This window comes from Helcococcus sueciensis DSM 17243, from assembly GCF_000423145.1.
Taxonomy (GTDB): Bacteria; Bacillota; Clostridia; order Tissierellales; family Peptoniphilaceae; genus Helcococcus; species Helcococcus sueciensis.
The window spans coordinates 1-25,117 of sequence record NZ_AUHK01000020.1 but is presented as its reverse complement, the minus strand read 5'-3'; the positions used below and the strand labels follow the sequence as shown (position 1 = coordinate 25,117).

At 29.5% G+C, this 25,117-nt stretch carries 20 protein-coding genes and 1 pseudogene; 11 read left to right on the top strand and 10 right to left on the bottom strand.

The annotated features are described in order from the left end of the window. Positions 1 to 23: 23 nt before the first annotated feature. The 6 genes from G534_RS0105510 to G534_RS0105485 all read right to left on the bottom strand — a co-directional run bounded on the left by G534_RS0105510 (position 24) and on the right by G534_RS0105485 (position 4,563). Positions 24 to 305 carry a DUF5960 family protein gene (locus tag G534_RS0105510; RefSeq protein ID WP_027348238.1) on the bottom strand — a complete coding sequence of 94 codons (282 nt, stop codon included), beginning with the start codon at positions 303 to 305 and terminating at the stop codon, positions 24 to 26. Beyond that, positions 302 to 652 carry a hypothetical protein gene (locus tag G534_RS0105505; protein ID WP_027348237.1) on the bottom strand — a complete coding sequence of 117 codons (351 nt, stop codon included), beginning with the start codon at positions 650 to 652 and terminating at the stop codon, positions 302 to 304. The genes G534_RS0105510 and G534_RS0105505 overlap by 4 nt, the downstream gene beginning before the upstream one ends. Beyond that, complete coding sequence (locus G534_RS0105500) at positions 649 to 2,061, bottom strand: Y-family DNA polymerase (protein WP_027348236.1); 1,413 nt, start codon at positions 2,059 to 2,061, stop codon at positions 649 to 651. Before G534_RS0105500 ends, G534_RS0105505 begins: the two co-directional genes overlap by 4 nt. Positions 2,062 to 2,107: 46 nt before the next feature. Beyond that, positions 2,108 to 2,665, bottom strand: coding sequence for an ImmA/IrrE family metallo-endopeptidase (locus G534_RS0105495; protein ID WP_027348235.1), 558 nt, complete (start codon positions 2,663 to 2,665; stop codon positions 2,108 to 2,110). Positions 2,666 to 2,697: 32 nt separating this feature from the next. After that, the gene (locus G534_RS0105490; protein ID WP_027348234.1) at positions 2,698 to 3,111 is read right to left on the bottom strand and encodes a helix-turn-helix domain-containing protein; all 414 of its coding nucleotides are present in this window, start codon (positions 3,109 to 3,111) and stop codon (positions 2,698 to 2,700) included. A gap of 426 nt (positions 3,112 to 3,537) precedes the next feature. Beyond that, positions 3,538 to 4,563, bottom strand: a complete 1,026-nt coding sequence (locus G534_RS0105485) for an alpha/beta fold hydrolase (RefSeq protein WP_240470423.1) — start codon at positions 4,561 to 4,563, stop codon at positions 3,538 to 3,540. A 217-nt stretch (positions 4,564 to 4,780) separates the two neighbouring features. Here G534_RS0105485 and G534_RS0105480 point away from each other — a divergent pair, with 217 nt between their 5' ends. The 6 genes from G534_RS0105480 to G534_RS0105455 all read left to right on the top strand — a co-directional run bounded on the left by G534_RS0105480 (position 4,781) and on the right by G534_RS0105455 (position 12,912). Then, a complete protein-coding gene (locus G534_RS0105480) occupies positions 4,781 to 9,589 on the top strand; it encodes a Cna B-type domain-containing protein (RefSeq protein ID WP_027348232.1) in 4,809 nt (1,602 codons plus the stop codon). 262 nt (positions 9,590 to 9,851) lie between these two features. Beyond that, positions 9,852 to 10,184, top strand: a complete 333-nt coding sequence (locus G534_RS0105475; RefSeq protein WP_156896578.1) for a zinc ribbon domain-containing protein YjdM — start codon at positions 9,852 to 9,854, stop codon at positions 10,182 to 10,184. A 76-nt stretch (positions 10,185 to 10,260) separates the two neighbouring features. Next, on the top strand, positions 10,261 to 11,010 hold the full coding sequence (locus G534_RS0105470; protein WP_240470422.1) for an NAD-dependent protein deacylase: 750 nt from the start codon (positions 10,261 to 10,263) through the stop codon (positions 11,008 to 11,010). Further along, positions 11,007 to 11,534, top strand: coding sequence for a chromate transporter (locus tag G534_RS0105465; protein WP_027348229.1), 528 nt, complete (start codon positions 11,007 to 11,009; stop codon positions 11,532 to 11,534). Before G534_RS0105470 ends, G534_RS0105465 begins: the two co-directional genes overlap by 4 nt. Before the next feature lie 3 nt (positions 11,535 to 11,537). Then, complete coding sequence (locus tag G534_RS0105460; protein WP_027348228.1) at positions 11,538 to 12,098, top strand: chromate transporter; 561 nt, start codon at positions 11,538 to 11,540, stop codon at positions 12,096 to 12,098. A 79-nt stretch (positions 12,099 to 12,177) separates the two neighbouring features. Further along, on the top strand, positions 12,178 to 12,912 hold the full coding sequence (locus G534_RS0105455; protein WP_027348227.1) for a carbon-nitrogen hydrolase family protein: 735 nt from the start codon (positions 12,178 to 12,180) through the stop codon (positions 12,910 to 12,912). 184 nt (positions 12,913 to 13,096) lie between these two features. Here G534_RS0105455 and G534_RS0105450 read toward each other — a convergent pair whose 3' ends face one another. Next, on the bottom strand, positions 13,097 to 13,906 hold the full coding sequence (locus tag G534_RS0105450) for an Abi family protein (protein WP_276196129.1): 810 nt from the start codon (positions 13,904 to 13,906) through the stop codon (positions 13,097 to 13,099). A 234-nt stretch (positions 13,907 to 14,140) separates the two neighbouring features. On the opposite strand from G534_RS0105450, the gene G534_RS0105445 reads away from it, so the two are divergent. The 4 genes from G534_RS0105445 (at position 14,141) to G534_RS08025 (ending at position 17,123) form a co-directional block, all read left to right on the top strand. Continuing rightward, a complete protein-coding gene (locus G534_RS0105445; RefSeq protein WP_027348225.1) occupies positions 14,141 to 14,500 on the top strand; it encodes a hypothetical protein in 360 nt (119 codons plus the stop codon). Positions 14,501 to 14,509: 9 nt separating this feature from the next. Further along, on the top strand, positions 14,510 to 15,418 hold the full coding sequence (locus G534_RS0105440) for a carotenoid biosynthesis protein (protein ID WP_027348224.1): 909 nt from the start codon (positions 14,510 to 14,512) through the stop codon (positions 15,416 to 15,418). 67 nt (positions 15,419 to 15,485) lie between these two features. Next, positions 15,486 to 15,674: a hypothetical protein gene (locus tag G534_RS0105435; RefSeq protein WP_027348223.1), complete on the top strand. Its 189-nt coding sequence runs from the start codon at positions 15,486 to 15,488 to the stop codon at positions 15,672 to 15,674. Between the two features lie 171 nt (positions 15,675 to 15,845). After that, positions 15,846 to 17,123 (top strand): YkvI family membrane protein, encoded by a 1,278-nt coding sequence (locus G534_RS08025; protein WP_051177443.1) that lies wholly within the window; start codon positions 15,846 to 15,848, stop codon positions 17,121 to 17,123. Between the two features lie 64 nt (positions 17,124 to 17,187). Here G534_RS08025 and G534_RS0105425 read toward each other — a convergent pair whose 3' ends face one another. Beyond that, entirely contained in the window at positions 17,188 to 18,114 is a 927-nt protein-coding gene (locus G534_RS0105425; protein ID WP_027348222.1) for a hypothetical protein, read from the bottom strand. 28 nt (positions 18,115 to 18,142) lie between these two features. Beyond that, the gene (locus G534_RS0105420; RefSeq protein ID WP_027348221.1) at positions 18,143 to 18,985 is read right to left on the bottom strand and encodes a hypothetical protein; all 843 of its coding nucleotides are present in this window, start codon (positions 18,983 to 18,985) and stop codon (positions 18,143 to 18,145) included. Positions 18,986 to 19,551: 566 nt separating this feature from the next. Here G534_RS0105420 and G534_RS08020 point away from each other — a divergent pair. Then, positions 19,552 to 24,726, top strand: coding sequence for a G5 domain-containing protein (locus G534_RS08020; protein ID WP_051177442.1), 5,175 nt, complete (start codon positions 19,552 to 19,554; stop codon positions 24,724 to 24,726). 249 nt (positions 24,727 to 24,975) lie between these two features. Here G534_RS08020 and G534_RS08940 read toward each other — a convergent pair. Next, positions 24,976 to 25,117: pseudogene (locus G534_RS08940) on the bottom strand (IS256 family transposase); the annotation flags it as partial.

Genomic DNA, 25,117 nt, shown 5'->3' with positions numbered 1-25,117 from the left:
ATATTTTACATATTATTTATTATCTATCCATACTGATGACCTAAATAAGAGAATTTTATGATGTTTTTATTTTCCTTGATATGAGTTCTTTCAAAGAAGAAGTAATGTTCTTTATTATCTTTAGAGTTTTTCTTATTTAACATGAAGTAATTTCTATTAGATGAACTTAAGTAATAAAGAATATCATCGACTAAAAAAGTAAGAGGTATGTTTATGTCTGCAAACTTATAAAAGTCTTTTTCAAAATTCTTATAATTTTTCGAGAAATAATCAAATTGAATACTGTTTTTTTGTAATTCGTTCATGATTTATCCTCCAAAAGATTTAATCTAATAATGTCTTTATAATAAATGTTTTTAACTGCATTATCTGTTCTAAAGTAAATAGTTAGGTTTTCTATATCTACTATTTGTCCAATAAAAGGCTTATGGGTATCTTTTACATATAAAAGAATATCGAGTTTATTAAGATAAACTTGTCCTAATAGCATAAGAATTTCTTCTTCATTCATTTGCTTTGAAAGATCTATTTCATTTCCCATTTGTAATAGAGCACTAGTATGCTCAGAAATAAAAAAGCCCATCCATTTTGCCATACCTCTATCTACATAATATCTTGCCGATTCATAGGGTAAATAATCTCTTATAATCATATAATACCGTCCAATCCACCAGCATGACCTCCGATTAATTTACTTCTTTCAATTACTCTAGATCCTTCAATTAAAGATGTTCCTGAAAGGATAGAAGTGTAACCAAATTTATCTCTTATTTCATCAATAGTTTTATCTAAACTATCTTGTTTTTGTAATTTTTCAATATCATCAAAAAGAGTATAAGTTATAAAATTATCTTCAACTAATTTTCCATAACTAACACCAATATTTCTAACGGAACCACCTTCATATTTTTCTCTGAAAAGATTGATTACTTCATTTGATAAAGTCTTAGTAGAATATGTTGGATTAATAGTTTTTTGAGCTTTAATAGATTTTTTGTTTTCTTTATAAGAGAAACCAATATAGATTGAAATCTGACTTGTCTTTTTATTTTTTCTTCTAATTCTTGTAGCTACTTGCTCTGCCATCTCTCTTAAAACTATCTCAATTTCATTTTGATTATGATAATCTCTTGGTAACACTTGAGAATTACCATATCCTTTTGATTTAGCTTTGTAGGGAATAGTTACTTTTGATTCATCGACACCATTAGCATGAAACCATAATTGAAGTCCTATTACCCCAAATTCTCTTCTCAAAATATCAGGATTAGAAGTAGCTAAATCTTTTACTGTATGTATCCCAAGTTTATTTAATCTTTTAGCAGTTCTATTTCCAATCCCCCAAAAATCTGTGAGATTTTTTATATTCCAGACTTTAGTTTCAACATCTTCATAAGACCAATTAGCTCTCATTGTTTTTGTTGTTTTCGCTTCATTATCAAGAGCCAATTTAGCAAGTAATGGATTAGAATTACTCATACCAACGGTGGAATATATTCCTGTTTCTTTCCATATTTCATTTTGAATCTTTGCTGAAACATAATCTAATTTATCTCTTATACTTATATTTTTATTAGGAACAAAATAATTTAAGGAACCGCTTAAATCAATAAATGCCTCATCAATAGAATAGGGATGTATTTCATTATTTGCAGTATAATTTTGAAAAATTTTTTGAATTTTTAAGTTTTCTTCAATGTATAAACTCATTCTTGGTGGGACAATTAAAGTTTTTTTTGCCCACTTTTCTACATGTTCTATATATTCTTTAGTAATATCTATATTTTGTTTTCTTGCATTTTCATAAGAAAATTTTCTTGTTTCTATATCAAAAGGAAGATCTCTAGCTCTACCTACATTTTCTTTTCCGAAAACTTTTTTAAATGTAGGACTGCTGGCTAAAGTAAGGCCATAAGAGTTATCTGAATTACTCATTACACAAAGAGATGTAGTAAGAGGATTTAGATTTCTTTTTATGCATTCAACACTTGCATAAAAACTTTTCATATCTATAAAAGCAATATCAGACTTGGGCTCTAAAGAATAATTGATTAACCCCATACTATACCTCCTTTTAATTTATGTAATATTATTTATTAAATTAATCTTAAAAAAGCTCATGGTTTCCTTTATCAGTTCCATCAATTTTTGTAAAAAACTTATTGTTATGCGGTAAATTTAGTCTATTAATTGGAAAACCCATTCTATACATTTCATTTAATTTAAATATCATTAGATTAATATTTACTTTAAATATGCTAGCTAGAGATTCATAATTTTCACCAAGTAAAATATGTTCCATAAGTTCATCTTCATCTATTAGAAGATGGGCTGCAAATATATTTGCTTCGAGCTCGGTAGTGTTAGTTATATTGAAGAGTTCATATTCGATTATTTCTTTATTTTGAGCTAGATTACTATGATATAAATCATGGCCAAGTTCATGAGCAAATACCATATTCAATATTCGTTCATCAACATAGGGATTGTAAAATACAAATTTATTTCTAAGAATGACTTTATACATTCCTAACAACTTTGTTTTTTCCTTAAAAGGTACAAGTACTACATTTCTTTCTTTCAAAATAATTTGAGGGTCTCTAGTACCATGTAATTTTATTAAATTTTGAACGTCATCATATATAGTAGAATTTTGATGAGTCATGAAACCCTCCTTTCAATAATGATATATAGATATTATTCTTCTTCAATCTTATATTTCTTTGGTGTATATTTCTTATTTTCAATTTTTGCCATGTAAAAAGCTTCTTGCATTGCGTTTAGTATTGTTGCTTTATCTTCTTCTGGCAATTCTCCACCAGCCATTAGTCCAATCATGCCGTTAACTATTTCTTCAGCGTCTTTTGCTCCCTTATAACCAAATTCTTTTCTAGCATTTAGTAAAAAATTAGTTTCTTGTGAGAAAAGATAGTCAATATCAACATCTAGAGCGTTTGCGAGTTTCTCATAATATTTTCTAGAACGTGGGATTGTTTCACCTAGCTCATATCTTGAAATAGATTTTATGGAGATACCAGACTTTTTAGCTAGATCTTCTTGGGTTAAGTTATTTTTTGTTCTTAATTTTTTTAATTTTGTGGCGAAGTTCATATTCATACTCCTTTACAGTCAATAAAAATGAAATTTAATATTGATATAAGTCGTTAAGTTACTTAATACAATACCGAATAAGACTTTTAATGACTATATTATACTTTTAAAGTCCTGATAAGTCAATTGAAATTTTTGAAAGTCGTATTTATAAAACAAAGACATAATAAAATATATTATCTGATGTTTATTGTTTTCTATTATTGAAAAAAAGTTGTGCTTTATAACCATATCACTGTTAACAACATCATGTGTAGAGAAATAATAAAAAACGCAAATACACTATTTAAAATAGAATTATACAAAAATATAGACTTAAACTAAAGACAAATATTTGCCTCTGGTTTAAGTCTATATTTTTATAGTAAATTTCTTTTTTAGATTTTGAATAAAATCTTCAAAGTAAAATTATCTTAAAGAAAAATCTTATTTTTCCAAATACTTCAATATATCCGCATAAACTACATCATTATCTTTTTCATTTAATATTTCATGCTTCATATTTGGATAGGTCTTTGATGATATATTCTTATATCCAATATCTGATAGAAAATCTAGACTGGATTTCACACCATCTTTACCTTTTGTTATGATATCATCTTCTCCAACCATATTGTAGATTTCAAGATTTGGATTATTTATCAAATACTTAGATTTTTTTCCTAACATCATATTTAATTCAATTAAAGCTCTTGAATAAGCGATTTTAAAATTGGATATTCTCATAGGATCATTATCTTTGTAGTCAATATTTTCTTGATTGTAACTTATAAAATTAGAGTCCTCAGCTCCTATAATCTTGTATATTAAGCTACTCTTAGTTTGTTCTCCTAAATAGAAGCAGAAAATATTTTCGAAAAACACACCTAACCATGCAAATTTATTTACAGGAACAGTACCTGTTACAATCAATTTGTTTAATAAGATGTCATTTTCTCTTAAAAATAATCTAGCTATCATAGATCCCATTGAATGACCAATCATATAGTATTTTAATTCAGGATATTTTTCTTGCATATAACGAGCAAGCATGACTTCATCATCTACTAGCTCTTGACCACGAGCCATATAACCATTAGGATAGGCAGTTGATATAGATCTACCATGACCTCTGTGATCATCCATTACAACAATATAATTATTATCATTTAAAAATTTAGCAAAATCCATATAGTTTTCAGAGTGTTCAGCCACTCCATGAACTATATGTACTATGCCTTTAGGATTATCGCAAGTTAGTATTCTTACAAAAAGGTCAAAGCCATCAGTATTTGTTAAATACAATTCTTCATAATTATCTTCTTTATACACTGTATTACGTTTGAAAAATTTTTTAGACATTCCTAAAGATTCATACTTTCTTTCTTTTATAAAATAATAAACTTGGGGAATAAGTAAAATTAATAAAATAATAGATATTAAATACATTGAAAACTCCTTAAAATTATTCATTTATAATAATACAATCATACCCTGAAAATTTATAGGTAAGCAAATGAACGATATTACTTTTTTTAGTCATTATTATAAAACATATCTTTAATATTGATATTCACTTTATCTTTCATTGAAGTATAAGACGCAAAGTGATATAATTTTAACCAAAGATTACACATTATGTGATATGTACATATAAATATATTATTAGTATTTTTAAGGAGAGGTTAATATGAATACAATGCAAAACCGAAAAAGTGGTTTTAGATTTGGAAAGTATAAGAAAAATTTTATACTTTTTATACTAATAGCGGCTATGATATTAAATTTTCCAATTGTATCAAGAGCTGAATCGCTAAATGATTCGGAAATCGAGTTGTTAGAAGAGTTGAAAAACAATTCTGTAGAAGATTCTTCAGATCTTATAGAAAATGATCCTGAAAAAGAAACGAAAGAAAAGTTAGAAAATAACTCTACAGAGGAAATTTTAGAGCCTACAGAGTCTCAAGAGAAAGCAACTGCAGGAGAAGCTGCAGAAAATGATATTAAAGAAGAGGATGTAGATAAAGAAGAGGATGTAGATAAAGTAAAAGATGAATCTAAAAAGGAAGTTGAAGAAGAAAATAGTTCTGAACAAGAATCTGTTGATAAATTAGAAGTAAGTGCTGAAGAAAAACCTGCACAACAACTAGCAATCAACAATGTAAATGGAGTTTTAGAAGTATCTTCTTTTGATGAACTAAAAGAAGCAATTGCACAAGCTGGAAATAAACAAACTACGATTAAAATCATGAAGAGTTTTGATTTTACTGAAAGTTTGACTATAGCTAAAGACCAAGATATTATCTTGACTGCAGATAATGACAGAAGAGAAGATATTTGGAATCCTATTAAAAGACCTGCTGACTACGCTAATCAAGGAGAAGCTAAGCAAAGAGAGATAATTGAAGAAGGTAGAGCTAGAGGGCAGGAAGCTTTAGAAAAATCTGATTTAGAAAAAAATCCACTTCCATCAGCAGATCGTGGAGATAAAATCATAAAAAGATCTAGCAGTTTTGCTAATAATAGTTTATTTAGAGTTAATGGTAAATTAACCCTAGGTACAGAAGACTCAGCAATTTACATAGATGGTAATAAAGATGAAGTTCAAACTGAATTTGACAGTTATGGTTCTGTGATAAATGTAGATGGCCAAGTAACTATGAAAAATGCTGTAATCATGAATTCATATAATAAGCATGGATATACTGCCCCTGTTAAAGTAAACTCAGGTGCTAAGTTCATCATGGAAGGAGGTAGAATTTCTAAGAATACTTCCTTTGAACAAATAGACGAAGATTATACTCGTCCAACAGCTGCTGGTGCAGTCTATATAAGACCAGGTGGAACATTCACAATGAACAATGGTCTTATTGATAACAACCATGGAGGTTTAACAGGGGGAGTTTTCGCAGGTGACCTTTGGGGTTCAAGTGGAAATCCTGCTGAAGTCACTATAAATGGTGGTATTATTGCTAATAATCTATCAGCAACAAGATTCCAAATGGGTGGAGGATTAAACGGTTTTCCAAAATCAAAGATTACCATGACTGATGGTATTATAGTTGGAAACAAGTCATTTGGAACTGGTGGAGGTATAGGTGTATCTTCTCAATACATAGGTAGTCCAAGTAATATCTTAGGTGCTGAAAAGGCATCAGTAAATACAAATTATAAAAAATTTATTAAAGAAAGTAAGGCAGAAGCTCATATAGATGGTGGATTAATCTATAAAAATAGAGCGATGAGCTCTGGTGGTGGAATCTATGTAGATAGTAATGATGTGAAACTTGATAGAACAATGATTTTAGATAATCAAGCTTCACAATTTGGAGGAGGGGTTTATGCTTCTTTCCCACCAATTACACAAAAATTAGAAGACATACTTATTACTGAAAATAAAGCATTTGGACAAGTAACTTCTAGCATAATTGGTGGAAGCAACGGTGGTGGACTATGGAATTGTCCAACAGGTTTTGTCCATATTGGTGATGGCCATAGTGTTTATGTCTATAACAATGAAGCTACTAGTTATGGTAAAGATATTACATTTTCTGAAAAAACTTGGTTTTTCAATTTAAATGGTATCAATATTAAAGATGAATTCTATTCACATATTTCACCAGTTACTAAAGAAAAAAATATAATCAAATTTATAGAAGATGGAAAGGTAAAAGAAGAAGGAGTCGAAATTCCAGAACGTCTTTCTTATCATTCTTTATATACACATTTAAAAACTCATTATAGTGATGAACTTATTAAAGAGGCGTGGTCAAATTCTAAAACTTTTGTTTTAGGCAATCAAGCTAACAATGGTGGTGGAGTAGGATCTAACGCTAATATAACAACGCCAAAAGATAATGGTGACTATGCTATTGAATTAAATAAAAAATGGGATGAAAAAATTGATAAAAATAAAATTCCAGAAGAAATTAAGGTTAATTTATTTATTGTCCCTCTAGATAAAGATTATGATTATGTAAAAGCTAATTATGGAAAAGATAATAATCTATTTAAATATGGAGAAATTACTTTAGGGGAAGAAAATAATTGGCATAGCAAATTTGACACCAACTATTTCAATGGTGCAAATAAGAAAGAACTTTTAGAAAAATTAAAAATAAACGACTTTTCTGATATAGGTCTACCAGATGGAGCCTACAGCATGGATAGAGGTCTGCCTTTTACTGCTGAAGAATTAGAGGAAAAAGGATATAAATATTTAGCTGTAGAACAAGGTGAAGACTTTGTAGTAGACATGGTTGAAACTAAAGGCGAAGATAAAAATACGGTTAAGGCTGGCGGATTAGAAATTGAAAGAAAATATCATGAAGATCATGATGATGAAGTCGCTCGTAGAGAAAAAGACTTGTATTTATATCTATATAATTCATCAACTAAATCTCTTAATAGAATAGCTCAGACAAAAATAGGAGAGGCTACTGGTGGAAAAGCTGAAATTTACCATCCAATTTTACTAAAAGAAATTTCAGAAATAAAATACTATGGAGAAGATCGTAAATTTACCGAGTATGAAGGATGGGGTAGTGTAAAAGGATATCATAATAAAAATCAAGGATATGCATTTATACTTACAGAAAACGAAGATGGAACACTTACTTTAGAAATTCCTTATTTATGGATTTCAGGATATGCTGAAAATGTTGGATTTACTGCTCATAAGCTCGATGAAACCAAAGATATAACTAAAGAAGAAAAATCTCATAACTTCACACTTACAAACTCCGAATATGGAAGATTAAAAGTGAAAAAAGACTGGGAAAATATCAAAAAAGAAGATATTCCAGAATCTATTGATTTATATCTACTTTTAGATGGAAATAGAATTGTTGAAGAATTTGATAAAGAAGGCAATCCTATTTATAAAAAACTTAATCTAAATGAGGGTAATAATTGGGAAGGTCAGTTTAATAATTTATATAATATGTTTTTAAATGCTGGTAGATATACTATAGAAGAAAGCTCAGGTATCTTTGCTCCGGAATTCATAAAAAAATCTAGCGAATTTAAAATACGTGTAGGTTATGCGGATACATTCCAAGAAGAAGGTCAAGAGGAAAATTATGTAACATCTACTAGTGGACATTTCAGCTCACATATTTACAAAAATGAAGATGGTACTTACAGAGATATAAAAATGAATCTATATCTTGAAGATAAATTAATTGATCAAAAAGGGTTTGAATTTAGTTCCCATGAATATGATGGATTAACATATACAGATTTAAAAAAATATGTAGAATTTGAAACTGTTAAAATAAATAATTATGGTCAATCAATACCAGTAAGATATTATGATTTAATTAGAAATGAGCCTGGACTTGATGAATATAATTTCTATTTAAAGAAAGATGAAAATGGGGAATATGCTCTTTATCTTCCACGTCTTGTGATTGACGGGGTGCCTTATTCAGATTTGTTTATAGCTGAAAAGTTAGAAGCAAACCCACCTTATGATAATCATGAAAGAACCAATTTAATAAATCCAATCAAAGATGATGAAGATTATCAAATAAAAGTAGTAAACCATTATAAACCAAGCCGTGAAATTGAAATTTCTAAAAAATGGATTGGAGGAAAAAACAATATTCCTGAAGAAATAACAGTAGTATTGACAGACAATGAAGGTAATAGAGAAGAAGTTAAACTTACAAAAGAAAATGGTTGGAAAAAAGTTTTAACCAATGTAGATGGAAAACTTAAAAATAAGGTGCATTCTGTAGAAGAAGAGAAAATAGATAATTTCGAAAATGATATTAAAGTGAGCGATGTTATTTTAAGAGCTACAGGTAAGGATGCTAAAGGTCAAGATATAACCCTTGATTACTCTAATGATGAATTGATAAAAGTTCTAAAAGAAGGAAACTATCGTTATGAAGTTTTTGAATTAGATGATAAAGATGTAGAATTTAATTCAGATAATTTAGATTCATTTATTAAACTAGAAAAAGAAAATTATGATAGTTACATTATTAAATATGCCAAAGAGATTCATTTAAGAGAAGCATTGCTTGTGGAAGTTACAAACACATATGTTCCACCACAAACTCCACCAGAAAAAGTAAGTGTATCTGTGGAAAAAGTCTGGGAAGATAAGGACAATGCATCAGGCAAAAGACCAGAAGAAATCACAATAAACTTATATAAAAATGGTAAAATTTTCCAAACAAGAAAAGTAACAGCAAAAGATGGTTGGAAAGTTGTATTTGAAGATCTTGATAAATATGAAGATGGTAAGGAAATAAAATATACAATAGGTGAAGAAAAAGTTGCTGGATATACAAGCAAGATAAGTGGAAATGCAAAAGAAGGTTTTGTATTAACAAATACAATTAAACCAGAAACTCCACCAGAAAAACCAAGAAATCCAAAGACTGGTGATGATTTTTCACGTATATATCCTTATATATTAGTTTTATCTATTATAAGTCTTGCTTATATTTTTAGAATGAAAACTAAAGATAATAACTACGATAAATAAATCTAAAAAACACACTCTGATGAAAAAACAGAGTGTGTTTTGTTTTAAATTACATAGTTTTTATTATAGTTCATAACAAGATTTATTAGAAAAAATATTATTGTATCCATTAAGTTTAAAATTTTGAGCAATTCAATGACAAATAGAGTTAAAACCTTAGTTATGCTATAATTAAAACAGGATAAATTCTGATAATAGCTATTCTAAGATAAGTTTAGAATAGTTTTATTAAAATATTTTTTAAATATTTATGGAGGTTTGTATGATAAAATGCCCTAAATGTGGAAGTGAATATGGATATAGTGACGGTACAGCATATAATTGTCCAGAATGTTTTCATATTTGGACTGAAGCAGATCTTGAAAAAGAGTTAGAAGCTAAGAAGAAATTTGATAGTGTAGGAAATGAATTAAATGAAGGTGATGATGTGACCATAGTTTTAGATTTAAAACTTGGTGGAGACACTATAAAAAGAGGGACTAAAGCTAAGAATATTCAATTCCTTGATAAAGAAGTTGATGGTCACGATATTCAAGGTAGAGTAGATGGTTTTGGAAATTTATATCTAAAGACCTCAGTTGTTAAAAAACTTTAATTGTTAAATATTTTAGATTTAGTATATATTAAATAAAATTGAAAGGTCTTAAATAGCTATGAAGAAGGGAGTTTCAATGATGAATAAAAATAAGTATGGCGCAATATATGATATTATTTTAAGCTCTAACAATATTGTTTTCTTTGGTGGAGCAGGTGTGTCTACAGCGAGTGGAATTCCTGATTTTAGATCAGCTACGGGATTATATAATAGGAAAAATGATACAGGATATAGCCCTGAATATATGTTAAGCCATGAGTTTTTAATTGATAATCCAGAGGGGTTTAGCAAATACTATAAAGAAAATTTAATCTATGAAGATGCAAAACCAAGTATTACCCATAAGGTGCTTGCAAGATTAGAAAAAATGGGTAAGTTAAAGGCTGTTGTTACACAAAATATAGACAGTCTTCATCAGATGGCTGGAAGTAAAAATGTATTAGAAATTCATGGTAATTTAAGAGATTATTACTGTATGAATTGCGGAAAAGAATATGAAGCAGAAGAAATTCTATCTACTAAAGATGCAAATTACTGTGATTGTGGTGGTTATATTAGACCTGATGTTACACTTTATGGAGAGGGTTTGAATCAAGAGATTGTAAATCAAGCGGTAATGGCTATTGCAAATGCTGATGTTTTAATCATAGGTGGAACATCCTTAGTTGTATATCCTGCAGCAAGCTTTATTAATTTTTATAGAGGAAATAAATGTATATTAATCAATAAAGAACAAGGTGGTAATGATGGAATAGCAGATTATCTAATCCACGATGATTTGGAAAAGTTCTTTAGGGGCTTGGAAGAAAGGATGGATAGAATATGAGCACTTATATAGAATTGTTTATAACATTTTTTCAAATAGGTCTTTTCACTTTTGGTGGCGGTTATGCCATGTTACCCTTATTGGAGAGAGAATTAGTAGAAAAAAAAGGATGGGTAAGCAAGGAAGAGATACTTGACTATTATGCTATAGGTCAAGCAACACCAGGAATCATAGCCATAAACACATCAACATTTTGTGGTGCAAAAAAAGCAGGTAATCTTGGTGGTATCCTTGCGTCCTTAGGATTTATAAGTCCATCTATAATCATAATTACGATAATAGCAAATTTTTTAAAGACGTTTTCTCACCTAAGCTACATACAGAATGCCTTTGCAGGTATAAGGGTTGCGGTATGCGCTTTGGTTTTAAATACTGTAATCAATCTAGTAAAGAAAAATGCAGACATAAGTGTGAAATTTATTGTTTTTGCTTTGACTTTTATAGCTATAGCATTCTTAAATATTTCTCCAGTTATAATGGTGATAGCTGTGGGAATGTTTGGAATATTATTTGGAAGAAGGTAGATTATGTTAATATTAATGTGGGAATTTTTTAAGACAGGTCTTTTCTCAGTTGGAGGAGGCCTTGCAACAATACCATTTTTACAAGAAATGGCTCAAAAATATGATTGGTTTACATCAGAAGAACTTTTGGACATGATAGCAGTTTCAGAATCCACACCTGGAGCGATCGGTATAAACTGTGCAAGTTATGCTGGCTACAAGGCTTATGGGATTCCTGGTGCTATACTTGCAAGTCTTTCTTTGATCACCCCTGCAATCATTATAGTCCTCATTATTTCCAAAATAATATCTAAATTCAAAGAAAATAAGACAATAGGGGATATGTTTGAAATGCTAAGACCAGCAACAGCAGGCTTGATTTTTGGAGCTATGTTTTCAGTTATGGTCTTAACTTTATTTAATGTTGAAGCATATAAGCAAACAGGAAATTTCATTGATATATTCAAATATGTTGAGATTGCAATTTTTGCTGCCTTTCTACTTATTTTAAGAAAATATAAAAAGATTCATCCTGTAGCTATAATAGCTTGCGGTGCTGCTTTGGGGATTATTTTTAAGTTGTAATATTCTTGATGGATTAAACAAGGGTTTAAGAAAAAGTTAAAAGAAGATTTTTTCAATTTTATTATATGAGGTATTTTATATGAAAATAGCTTTAGCTGCTGTAGGTTTCATAACTAACGATATAGAATATAATTTAGGAAAAATAAAAGATATTGTAAAAAAATATCATAAAGAAGTAGATTTAATCTTGTTTGGTGAAAGTTTTCTACAAGGTTTTGACTGTCTAACTTGGGAATATTTAAAAGATACAGAAATAGCTTTAAATGTAGAATCATATTATATAAAAGAAATTAAAGATTTAGCTAAAGGATATCAAGTAGCTATTTCGTTTGGATATATAGAGAAAAGTGGTTATGAAATATACAGTAGTCAGCTAACAATAGATAAATATGGACAAATTTTAGATAATTATAGACGAGTATCTGTAGGTTGGAAAGAACCAATTGCAGATTTCCATTATTGCGAAGGTGAAGGTTTTAGACAATTTAATTATTTAAACAAATCTATTTCAGTAGCCTTGTGTGGTGATTTATGGTATGAAGAAAATTGTATTCAAATGAAGGCCTTGAATACTGACATAGTTTTGTGGTCTGTGTATACAGACTTTAACTTTCAAGAATGGAATGACACTATAAAATATGAATATGCAGAACAAGCTAAAAAATGTGGAAATAAAGTTTTATATGTTAATTCACATTGCTTGGATAAAGAAAGTTACAATATTGCAAGAGGTGGCGCTACTTTATTTAGTAATGGAAAGATAGAAAATGAAATTTCAGCTGGAGAAGAGGAAGTCCTTATTGTTGAGGTGTAAAATGAAAAGGTTAAACTGACTTTTTATTAGATTGTCTTGTTATTTTAAACTGAAAAAATTCATTAAATCTATGATATTTTTGATAAAATAAATAATTAATTAAGAATTTATAGAAAAAATCGGGTGACGCATAAATGCATCACCCGCAAAACTTTCGTTTTCAATTCGTAACTTAATTATATAATTAAAAATTGTAACTGTCAATAATATCCTTGCAAAATTTATACATCTGATTTAGAGCTGGAGAAGATTTATATATTTCTGAACATCTAGGGATTCTATCATTAAAAAGTATCTTTAATCGATTGAACAAATCAATCTTTAATTCTTCGCTATTTATTACAGTTTCGATAGATGATATTACCGCAACAAAATCTTGTATAGAATTATTCTTTAATCTATTTTGGATAGTCTTTTTCTTTGTGTTAGTTAATTTCTTACTAATAAGATTCACGATATCAATATTATAATAACCTTCCTTATTCACTAAATCATGTATTATACAATTATTATGCGCAGCTGAATTTCTTATATTTCTTATGCAGTACAAAATTGAAGGATCTAAACCATTATAATCATAATTTTCACAATAAAATTTATAAAAGTTTACAAATTCTCCAAAAGGAATTACTTCAAAATACACGTAAACAGGATATCTAGGATGATTATATTTTTTTAATAAGTTTTTAGTATAAGGAGTATTTCTTCTATGCTCTATTTCATTAAGAATATTTGGATAAGAAGTAAAATATTGTTCTAATATAACATATTCATCTATTCCGTTTTCTTGCATATCTTTAAGGATGTTTACCTTTAAGGAATGCTCTATACTAAGACACGCAAATAAAACCCATTGTTTAAGATGCATATCAATCGTAGAGAGATCTTTTAGGGCTAAAAAATCTAACCCAATATATTTGTTATTATGTTTATGGAAATTGGTTTTATAGGCAGTGATTTTAACATAATAATTATGTTTTTCTAAAAATTTAATAGCTTTTTCTTCGCTATAATAATCGAAAGTAATTCCTTTTTCTTTTAATTTATCAATTAATAGTCTAGTTTCTAAAATAACAAACCTCCATATTTAGTTGGTTGTATCTGCGTAGATACATAATATAACCATATATTAACATATATAATGTAATAATTATATATGTTACAAAAAGTAAGATTAATAAAATAATGATATAATTGTTGTAATAGAAAACAATAAGGGGGGGATATTTTGAAGAGAATAAACAAGTCTATTTTAATTCCAACAATTATATTAATTTTTTCATTTATCATCATTAGATATATTTTATTTGACATTCATGGTATGAAACAATTGCCTTTGATTTTGTTCTTGTGTGTATTTATTGCAATCATAGTTAGTGATTTAACTAAAGCAAAGATAATACCTTATATTATTTCTATTTCATATCCAATAGGATTTATAATAGGTCTTATATTCCAGAAAAATGGGACTGATCTAGGTGGGGGACTAACAAATAATTTATGGTTAATATGGGCGAGTTCCATAATAGTAATTATGATAATTTCAATTATAATAGAATTTATAATTAAGAAAAATTCTGCTAATTAAGGAGAAACAATGAATTGGATAAATAGTTTTGAAATAATTTGCTATTTCATCGTAGCTATCTTACTAATAGATATTTTAAAAAATAAAAAATATAGAGAATTAGGTCTATTTATTTCAGGAGCCTTAGCAGGATTTTCTCTGGAACTTTTAGCAGTTAGACTTACAGATATTTATCATTATAGCAATGATTTTTTCATAAGTATTGGATTTGTTCCATATCAATTTCCATTTTTTGGTGGCCTTATGTGGGGTGGTATAACTGTTTGTGCACTAAGAATTGCTAAAAAGTTTTCTTTAAGTACCATCATGACAGCACTATTAACCGGTTGGCTTATAGTAAGCATGGACTTACTTTTAGATGTTGTAGCCATTAGACTTGATGGTGGATTTTGGGTTTGGGATGGAAGACCAATCAATTTAGATATCAATCACAATATGTTTATGAGTGTAATCTGGGTAAACTTTTTAGGTTATATGTTTGAAGTGCCAGCCATAGTTTATATGACTTTAAAATCTTGGGAAAAAGATGAAAGCAATAGAGTCAATGTCATAAAATCTTTATTGATAGGGCTTGGTGGAGTAGCTTTTGTAGGTATTTGTAGTTACATTTCGTTGTATTTAAATAAAATTACTGATGAATGGTTCTCATTTATAGCATTTTTAATGATATGGTTATTTGTATTAATAAATTTACTATATAAAATTATTTCTCAAAGAAAAAATATATTTATCAGCCCTAAAAAAGATTGGACTATTATTATATTTTGGTTTGCTATATATGCCTATTGTATAGCTGGACTTGTAAAACTTGGGATAATTCAAGAGCTTCCTTTATATGGAGTATTTGCGGTTATTTTATTTGTAATGACTATGGCTTTGGTTGTAGTAGATGTGAGTAATGATATCAAAAGAGGATAACTTTAAGATTATTCTCTTTTTTCATTTTAAATTATATAATTAATACATATTAAACTTGGAGACAGATATGGGACAGATAATTGAATTACAAGAGTACAAAGAATCGAAGGATAAAATTCAGGAATTGAAAAAAACTTTAGAAGAATTAATTTTTGAAAGAGACCATCTTAAATTTGTAATCTGTAAAAATTTAAAAACTGAATATGTACTTAAATTTGGCAGTCTTGAATATAGAATATATAGAAAAAGGTTTTAAGAATAGATTATTTGATGGAAAAAATTTATTTGAAATTTGGATCGAATTTTATAAAGAATAAAGATTAAAATATATAAAATGATTTTTAAGTGGGGTTTACTAACTATATTTGCATTAATACAAGCCCTCTGCTATCATTGATAGGTATTAATTAAAAAGAAGTAGGGAGACATGACTGAACAATTAAGAACAAATATTAGAAAAGATAGAATTAAAAGAGCTATTATTATGGCTTTTGCTTATGTAGGAGTTTTGACTGGAGCTGGACTTGCTTCAGGACAAGAACTTATACAATACTTTGTAGGATTTGGAGTTCCTGGACTTATAGCAGTAGTAGTTACGGGACTTCTTCATGTAGCTTTTGGTTATATTCTACTATCAATGGGGTCATATTTTTTAGCTAGTGAACATAGTGAAGTTTTAGAACAAATGACTCACCCTATAATTGTAAAAATATTGGATATAGCACTTATGATTACCTGTTTTGTTATAGGTTTTGTAATGATAGCAGGAGCAGGATCAAATTTAAATCAACAATTTGGTGTATCTAGTTGGATAGGAGCTTTAATATGTGTATCTCTGATATTAATAGTAAGTCAATTCGATTTTGATAAAGTATCGGCTGTTATAGGATCATTTACACCGTTTATAGTATTTTTTATTGTTTTGGCTACGATTTATACAATATTTTGGGGTGATGTAGATTTAGAGTCATCTACTGAAATAGCTAAAACTTTAGACAGAGCTATAGATAATGTGGCATTATCAAGTTTGAACTATTTTGCTATGTGTATGATGACTGGTGTGTCTATGGCATTTGTACTTGGTGGGGAAGAATTTAATAACAAAGTTTCAAAGACAGCAGGTATATTAGGAGGATTTATAGTAGGTCTTATAACTGCCGTTGCAACATTCACCTTGTATGCGAATCTTCCATATATTATAAATTCAGATTTACCAATGCAAGCTATTATAACAAATATACATCCTATACTTGGAAGTTTTATGTCAATAATAATTTATGGAATGATTTTTAATACTGGAATTTCCTTATACTATGCTTTAGCAAGAAGAATAGCAGGAGATGACAAAAAGAAATTTAATTTAACATTAATTGCACTAACACTTATAGGATATGGACTTTCATTTGTAGGATTTAAGAAACTTGTAGCTATTATGTATCCGATAATTGGTTATATGGGGATATTATTAATACTTGTTATAGCGATAGGTTGGATTAAAAATAAGTCAGAGATTAAAAAAGAAGGCGAAATAAGAAACAGAATTTATGATCTCATCTTTGCTAAAAAAGATCCCGGACAAGATTTTTCAAAAAAAGATTCTAAAGAATTAGAAAAGCTTAAAGATGAATCTATTGCAGAAGACGCCGACTTTAAAGAAAATGTTGGACAAGCTATAGATGACCACATAGATAATATAAATGAGTAAAATAATATAAATAAAAATCCCTTTCATATTATGGAAGGGATTTTGTTATGTCTAAATTTTAAAATTACATATTTTCCTCAACAAAGGAAAGTGCAAAAATATTAGTGTTTCTAGGAAGATAGAGAACCTCTACTTTTCCTAATTTAATTTCATGTAATTCGGTTAAAGGAATAACTTTTTTAAAGCTTTTATTTACAGTGTTACCCATATCATCTATAAATTTCATATTGAATCTTAATTGGGGCTGCTCATTGACATAAAGTCCTGTTTGAGCATAACTTAGGATTTCACCTTCAGTAGTTTTACCATATAATAAAAGTTCTCCAAAATCTTTTTTCGAATTAGAAGATGAAATTTCATGGTATTCACTTATTATATCTTGTTCAACATTAGGTTTAAGAAAATCTTTTAACATAAAAATCCCTGAAATAGAAGCCCATAACCAGGAGGTGAATGGATTTAGAAATCTCCATCCATATCCGTCATTTTGGAAATAATAAGTGACTAGGAAAAATACTATCATATATATGATATTAAAAATCAGCCATGCCCAAGCCCAAGGTCTAGATTTTGTAATATATTCTCCTTCTCCAAATGTGAATGCAGGATCAGAACCTCTCTGATTTAATTTCAATTCTACAGTTTTACCTGATTCAAATCTTTTTTCATATTCTTTAGAATCTACAAGCTGAATATTTGCTTTTACAGGATTATTAGCCAGATTTGTAAATCTAATTAATAAATTTTTTAGAGGATATCCATCTTCACTACCAATATTTTTACTATCCAATATTTCAGCTTGAGTAATCTTTCCAGTATCTCGAACTCTTTGGTGTTTTTTTGCCATTTTATTAGGATTTGTTATAAATTTTGAAATCAAATAAGATTGGATTGACCAGAGGATTATTCCTACTACTAAGAGAACTGTCGCAAAAAATGGTGTTGTTCTAAAGCTTGGAATTGCAATAAAGAATATTGGAAAGACGTACATAAAAAATAGTATTAGTAGCAACATAATATTAATCCCTCTCTTTCTCGATTAAATTTCCATTTCTATCAAAAGTTAAATTATAATCTTCTCTAACACCTTCTACTTTTGCCTTAAATATTAAATCTTCTCCATCTAAATGTGCACTTATAGTGTTAATTCCAAGGTCTTTATTCATTATATTATATTCTCTATAATCACCTATTTCTTTTAGAACTTCTTTTCCCGTCTCTATAATTTTTTCAAAAGCATCAAAATTTATATTTGAAAATAAAATTGAATCTTTCATAGGATCAGTATTAGCAGAAAGTTTTTCAGGCTGTATAATCCATTTTCCTACACTTAAATTATAATAGTATAAATCAACCTGTTCAGGATTATTAGGATTTACAATATAAATATATATACTATTATCTAGAATTCTAAATCTAGTTTGATAAATATAAAAATCTCTAGTGTCAACCAATTCAAATAATTCTTCCATTACTTCATCTCTTTTTTTAGTGTTCAATAAAAAATTATTTCGGTCGTATTCTTTGGCAATTTCAATTACTTCTTCTTTAGATAAATAACGATGAATATCATTTTCTGAAATATAACGGCTAAAATGGCTATATAAAGAAGTAGGAAATTCATATCCGATTTTTTCCTCAGCATCTTTAATGATATCTGTGACAAATACTCTCTCATTACTCTTATCTATAAATATATTTTTTAAATTCTCTAAAAAACCTTTATCATTGTTTTCTTTACCTGCATTTGCTTTTTGTGGTTGTGTAGAAAAAGTGTCTTCTACAGCTTTTTCTATATGCTGACAAGAAGTCAGGAAAATAGTCATTCCAACAAGTAGAACTATTAAAAAACGCCTTTTCATTTTTGCTCCTTAAATTTATTTATTTGGATATTATATCTATTTTTATTTAAGTTTAATAATTGTTGAAACTTATTATAAATTTAAATACCCTTTTAAAAAAATATATCCATATTTTACGTATATTTAACAAAGTTATATAAATAGCAAAATACTTATTTTAATATCATATAAAAGTATTAAAAAAAATTAATAAAATACAATTTAATATATTAAAAACAAATTAATAAATATACTAATTTATTGTATTTTTATGTTAGTAAAAATAGGTATATACATTATAAGATTTGTAATTTACTTATAAAATAGATAATTATATTAATTTTTTACAGGTGAAAACTGTTCGATATTTTCTAAACTCAATACATTGTTAAAAAATATAAAATAAAAAATATAAAATGTAAAATGTAAATATAGTTAATTTCAATGTTTACAAAACAGAGTAAATCATTGTTTTATTAGATTTATTCTTTATAAGATAGTATAATAATATACAGGTAAAAAGGTTTTATTATACAAGGGGATATAAAATCTTTGACAATAAAAATACAATATGTAAGGAGAAAAAAATGATTAAAGATAGTATTAAAACAAGAAAAATCTTAAGCTTTCTTTTAGCATTTGCTTTACTTGTAGGCTTTATACCAATGAACTTGGTACAAGCCCAAGCAACCACATATACAAACTATGCTGAAGATGAAGCTACGATAAAAGACTATAACGGCAAAGAGCGCTATAGACAAACTGATTTGCAACCGGGAGACACTAATCAAAACTTAGTTAATACTGATGAAAAGGTAGAAAAAGATGGTTTTAAATTTCAAACTAGTAACCCAGCAGCTGATACACCTAGTAAAACCCAGTATGGTTACCAAATCACCATCGACAAGAAAACAGGCCAAAGAACCTATACCAAGGTTGCTGTAACTGATTCTGGTCTTATTCTTGTAAATCCTGGAAATAAGCCGATGATGGGTCAGGGAGATAAATTAACTCCTGAATCTCCTGCTGTAACCTACAAGCCACAAGAAAATACAGAGTTAACATCTAGTGGGAGACAAAGAAACTTAAACTACGAAGCAAGTAATGAAACTTTAGAGCACATCAATAATAAGGACAATAACTCTACTTCCTTTGGTTTTAAGGATAATTACACTCAAAATAATCCTAGTATCAAGTTTTTCGGAGGTAGCTTCGGTATAAGCTACAAGGTCAACCCATGGCCAAATGAAAATGATACACTTCAACTTATAAAGTTAAATGGAAGTCATAATAAAACGGAATTTGTTCAAGGACAAACTATAACTACTAACATATCAGTAGAAAATCTTGATGACAACGCTAGAGAAAGACTTGTAGGTCAAGTCTACCACCCTGTAACAGGTGAAATTGTACCTGGAGCTAAGGCATTTATTAATGAAATGGATAAAGTAGTTATTACAATGCCTGAAGGCGTGATAGATGAAAATGGAAATCTTAATAAGGATTCTATTTTTTATAAAGACCCTAACTTTAAAGGAATTCAAAGTCTAGAAGTTAAATTCTTTACTCGTCCAAGAACAGCTGATGAGTTTACAGATGTAGCTCAAGCGCCTGAAGAGGAATGGGATAAAGGAACCTATGTAGAAACAGGTGCAGGCACTGCTACAATCAACCACAAGGGACAAGATGTAGTAATCGACAAGCAAGGCATCGACCGCTACGACCACTACAACTTAATTGGTTCATTCAAGTTAAACCTTGACGATACCAGATATTATGACCAAGGATTTATCGATGGTAATAAAGCTGATACATCAAAACATACTTCATCTGCTGTAAAACCTGGTGAAGAGTTTAAAGTAGAACTTTATGTGCCAGAAGATAGAAATAATAAAGATTTATTCCCTAATCAAAAAACACCAGATCAAATGGAAGCTGCTAAGGATGCAAACCAAGCAATCGGATCTATTGATAGAAAATTTATAGATAAAATTAACGAAGGTAAAGCTGAAGAAGATAAATGGATATTGAAGTATGATGAAGATACACTTCCAACAACTTTTACAGTAACTCCACCATTATCTGCAAAAGCAGGTGACTTTGTTGCAGTACCATTAGTTTACACATATACAAATGGATCAACAGATACACACTGGTTCCACTTCGTTGTTCAAGAATCAAGCAACAACAGACCAGAATATTCTGCACAAGTTGCCTTCCCTTCAGAAGAACAAGTTTCACCAGCAAAACTTGTTGATGATGAAAATAAACTTAAACCAACTGGATATTATATACCAGAAGGAACAGAGTTTAAGGATGACCATGGCAATGAATGGAATGTTTCTATTGATGAAAAAACAGGTACAGTGACTGCTAAACCAGTAGATCCATCTAAATTTAATGGTGGTGAAAAACTAAATGTACCAGTAATTGCAAAATACTCTGATCCAAATGAACCTGACAAAGAAATTATAGAAAAGACTAAGGCTGAATTTGTCATCAAAGAGAGAGCAAACATGACTCCTCGATACAACGCCAAGGCAGGTAGGTCAGGAGACGAACTTTCTTCAGAAGTTATCCTAAATGCTGAAGATAAGTACAACAGAAAACCTACTAAATTCACTTTATCTTCTGACACTTATAAAGATGATAAAGGAAATACTTGGAATGTATCAATTGATGAAAAAACAGGTACAGTAACTGCTACAGTTCCGAATGCTGAAGATGGAAAATCTATAAATGGAGCCTTATTAAATGTTCCTGTAACAGCACACTATTTTGATGGTGAAGACGAAGTTTCTACAAAAGAAGTAGAAGTTCAATTTGTATCTTATGGAACTAATGGAACCTTTGAAACTAAGGAAACTAAAGCTATAGAATTTGAAACAGAATACAAAGTAGATAATTCATTAGCACCAGGTACAGTTGAAGTTGAACAAGAGGGTTCACTTGGTGAAGAAGAAGTTACTGTAACTCATACAATTGTAGATGGTGAAGTAACTAAGTCAGAAAGAAGTGAGCCAACACGTACAAAAGAACCAGTAAAAAGAATTGTAAAAGTTGGACCTGCTAAGACTGATGGTACACATACCTACACAAGCAAGAAACCATTTGAAGTAGAAGTAAGAGTAAACCCAGAACTTAAGAAGGGTGAACACAAAGTTGTTCAAAAAGGTGTAGAAGGTGAAGAAGAATACACAATTACTATTGAAAACTCAAAAGTAACAAATACTTCAGAACCAAAAGAAACAAAAGCACCAGTTAATGAAATTATAGAAGTGGGGAATGCTGACTTCATAGGTACTCTTGAAACTAAGAAAACCAAAGCTGTTGAATTTGAAACAGAATATGTTGTAGATAATTCAATGGAACCAGGTACAACAAAGGTTGAACAAGAAGGTGAACTTGGTGAAGAAGAAACCACAGTAACACACACAATTGTAAATGGCCAAGTAACTAAGTCAGAAGAAGGCGAAACAAAACAAACAAAAGCTCCAGTCAAGAGAATTGTAAAAGTTGGACCTGCTAAGACTGAAGGTACACATGTATACACAAGTAAAAAGCCATTTGAAGTAGAAGTAAGAGTAAATAAAGAACTTCAAAAGGGAGAATACAAAGTTGTACAAAAAGGTGTAGAAGGTGAAGAAAAATATACAATTACTATAGAAAACTCCGTAGTAACAAAGACTTCAGCTCCTGTAGAAACAATAGCACCAGTAAAAGAAATTATCGAAGTAGGTGATGGAAACTTCACTGGAACAGTTGAATATATAGACAAAGACCCAATTCCATTTGAAACAGAAGTGTTAATTGATCCAACATTAGCACCGAACCAAATTGTAGAAGACCAAAAAGGTGAACTTGGTGAACAAGAAGTAAAAACTACAATCAAGATAGAAAATGGACAAGCGGTTGATGAAACTCGTGGTGAAGTAACTAAGACAAAAGAACCAGTTACTAGAAAGATTAGAGTAGGATCTAAGACTGATGGTCAATACAAAGAAACTGAAACAATTCCATTTGAAATTGAAGTAAGAAAAGATCCAACACTTAAAAAAGGTGAATGGAAATATGCTGAAATCGATGGAGTACAACAAATAGGTGAATCTGGTCTAAAAGAAAGAACTCTTACAATTGTTAACTCAAAAGTAACTGAAGAGTCTGAATTTAAGACAACTAGAGAACCTAAAAATGCTATAATATTAGTTGGTGAAGATAGTTCAACAGGTGAAGTAACACATGTAGAAGAATTACCATTTGAATACAAAGTTGAAGAAGTTGACGACCTTAAGAAGGGTGAATACAGAATAGTTAAACCTGGTAAGGTTGGAACAAAGACTACAACATGGACTATAAAAGATTCACAAATTGATGGAGAACCAAAAGAAGTAATTGTTCCAGCAGAAGATGCACTTATCCAAGTAGGTAAGGGAACAAACGACGGTACTCACGAAATAGTTGAAAAGAAAGTACTACCATTTGAAACAATCATTGAATATGATGATTCATTAGAACCAGGTGAAGAAAAAGTTGTTCAAGAAGGTACACCAGGTGAACAAGAAAGAACTAATACACTTGTTATCCAAGATGGCAAGGTTCTAGAAACCAAAGAAGGTGAATTCAAGACAACTAAAGAACCTGTTAACAAGATTGTTAAAGTTGGTAGAAAATCAACCGAGGGTGAAGTAACTAAGACTATTGAGAGAGAAATACCTTATGAAACTAAGGTTATCTACGATGAAAACCTTGAAGCTGGATTCCAAGAAATTGAAAATGAAGGAAAACCAGGTAAGGAAGAAGTAACTATCACACAAAAAGTAAAAGATAGTAAACCAGTTGGTGAAGCAACTGAAACAGTTAAGACAATTACAGAAAAAGAAGATAGAGTAGTAAGAATTGGTGTTAAACCAGTTGTTAAGGAAGTTGAATTAGGTAATGATACAGAATACAGACACAATCCAGAACTTAAAGCAGGTGAAGAAAAAGTCATCGAAGAAGGTTCCAAAGGATCTGTAAAATATACAACTACATTCAACAAGGAAACAGGTAAGCTTGAAGTAACTGAAGAAAGAGTTGAACCTAAGAACAAGATCGTAGAATACGGTACAAAGACTGAAGGTGAATTCAAATATGAAAGTGAACAAGCATACGATGTAATTATAAGAGAAAATCCTGATTTAGATGCTGGTACACATAAGGTTGTTCAAGAAGGAATAGTAGGAAAGACTGAAACAACTGTTAAAGTTGTAAATAGTGAGGAAGTGTCTAGAGAAACTAAGACAATCACAGAAAAACAAGATATGATTATTGAAATTGGTACTAAGAATGTCTGTGAAATACCTCCAATAGATCCAGAAAATCCTGATACACCAGAAACACCAGGTGAAGAAGAACCGAAAGATCCTGAAACACCAGGAGAAGAAACTCCAAGGGAAGAAGAACCAAAAGACCCTGAAACACCAGGAGGAGAAACTCCAAGGGAAGAAGAACCAAAAGATCCTGAAATACCAGGTGAAGAAACTCCAAGGGAAGAAGAACCAAAAAATCCTGAAACACCAGGGAAAGAAACTCCAAGAGAAGAAGAATCAGGTAAACCAGGAAAAGAAAATCCAAATAAACCAGGCAATAAGAAACCTGAATCAAACAATACATCAAATCCTAGAACAGGAGATGATGGAGTTATGTATATAGGTGCAGTTGCACTTATTGCAGTAGTTGTTTTATTATATGTTTCAAAAAAGAAAAATAAAAATGAACAATAATTTTGGACAAAAAAAGACCACAACTTAAGTTGTGGTCTTTTTCTTGTTTACAAAGTAGGGTCTGTAAATAATTTTGTGTATCAACCTATTTCCTGATATTAAAGGGTATGGGTTGATACATTTTTTGTATCAATAGATATTCATTTCTTAAGAAATGAAGCTTAACTTAATTTTACACATTATTAATACACTGTCAAATTTTGTTAAAAATTTGCAGATATTTTCTACTATTACTTTCTATTTTTTTTATTATATCCTCCCTTCAAAATATATTGATAATTGTGATAACACCTTATCCCAACCTCTTATTCTACTAGTCCACTTAGCTGAAGCATCTGCCATAGCTAGATAAAGACTTTTTTGTAATGCATAATCATTTGGAAATATTGCT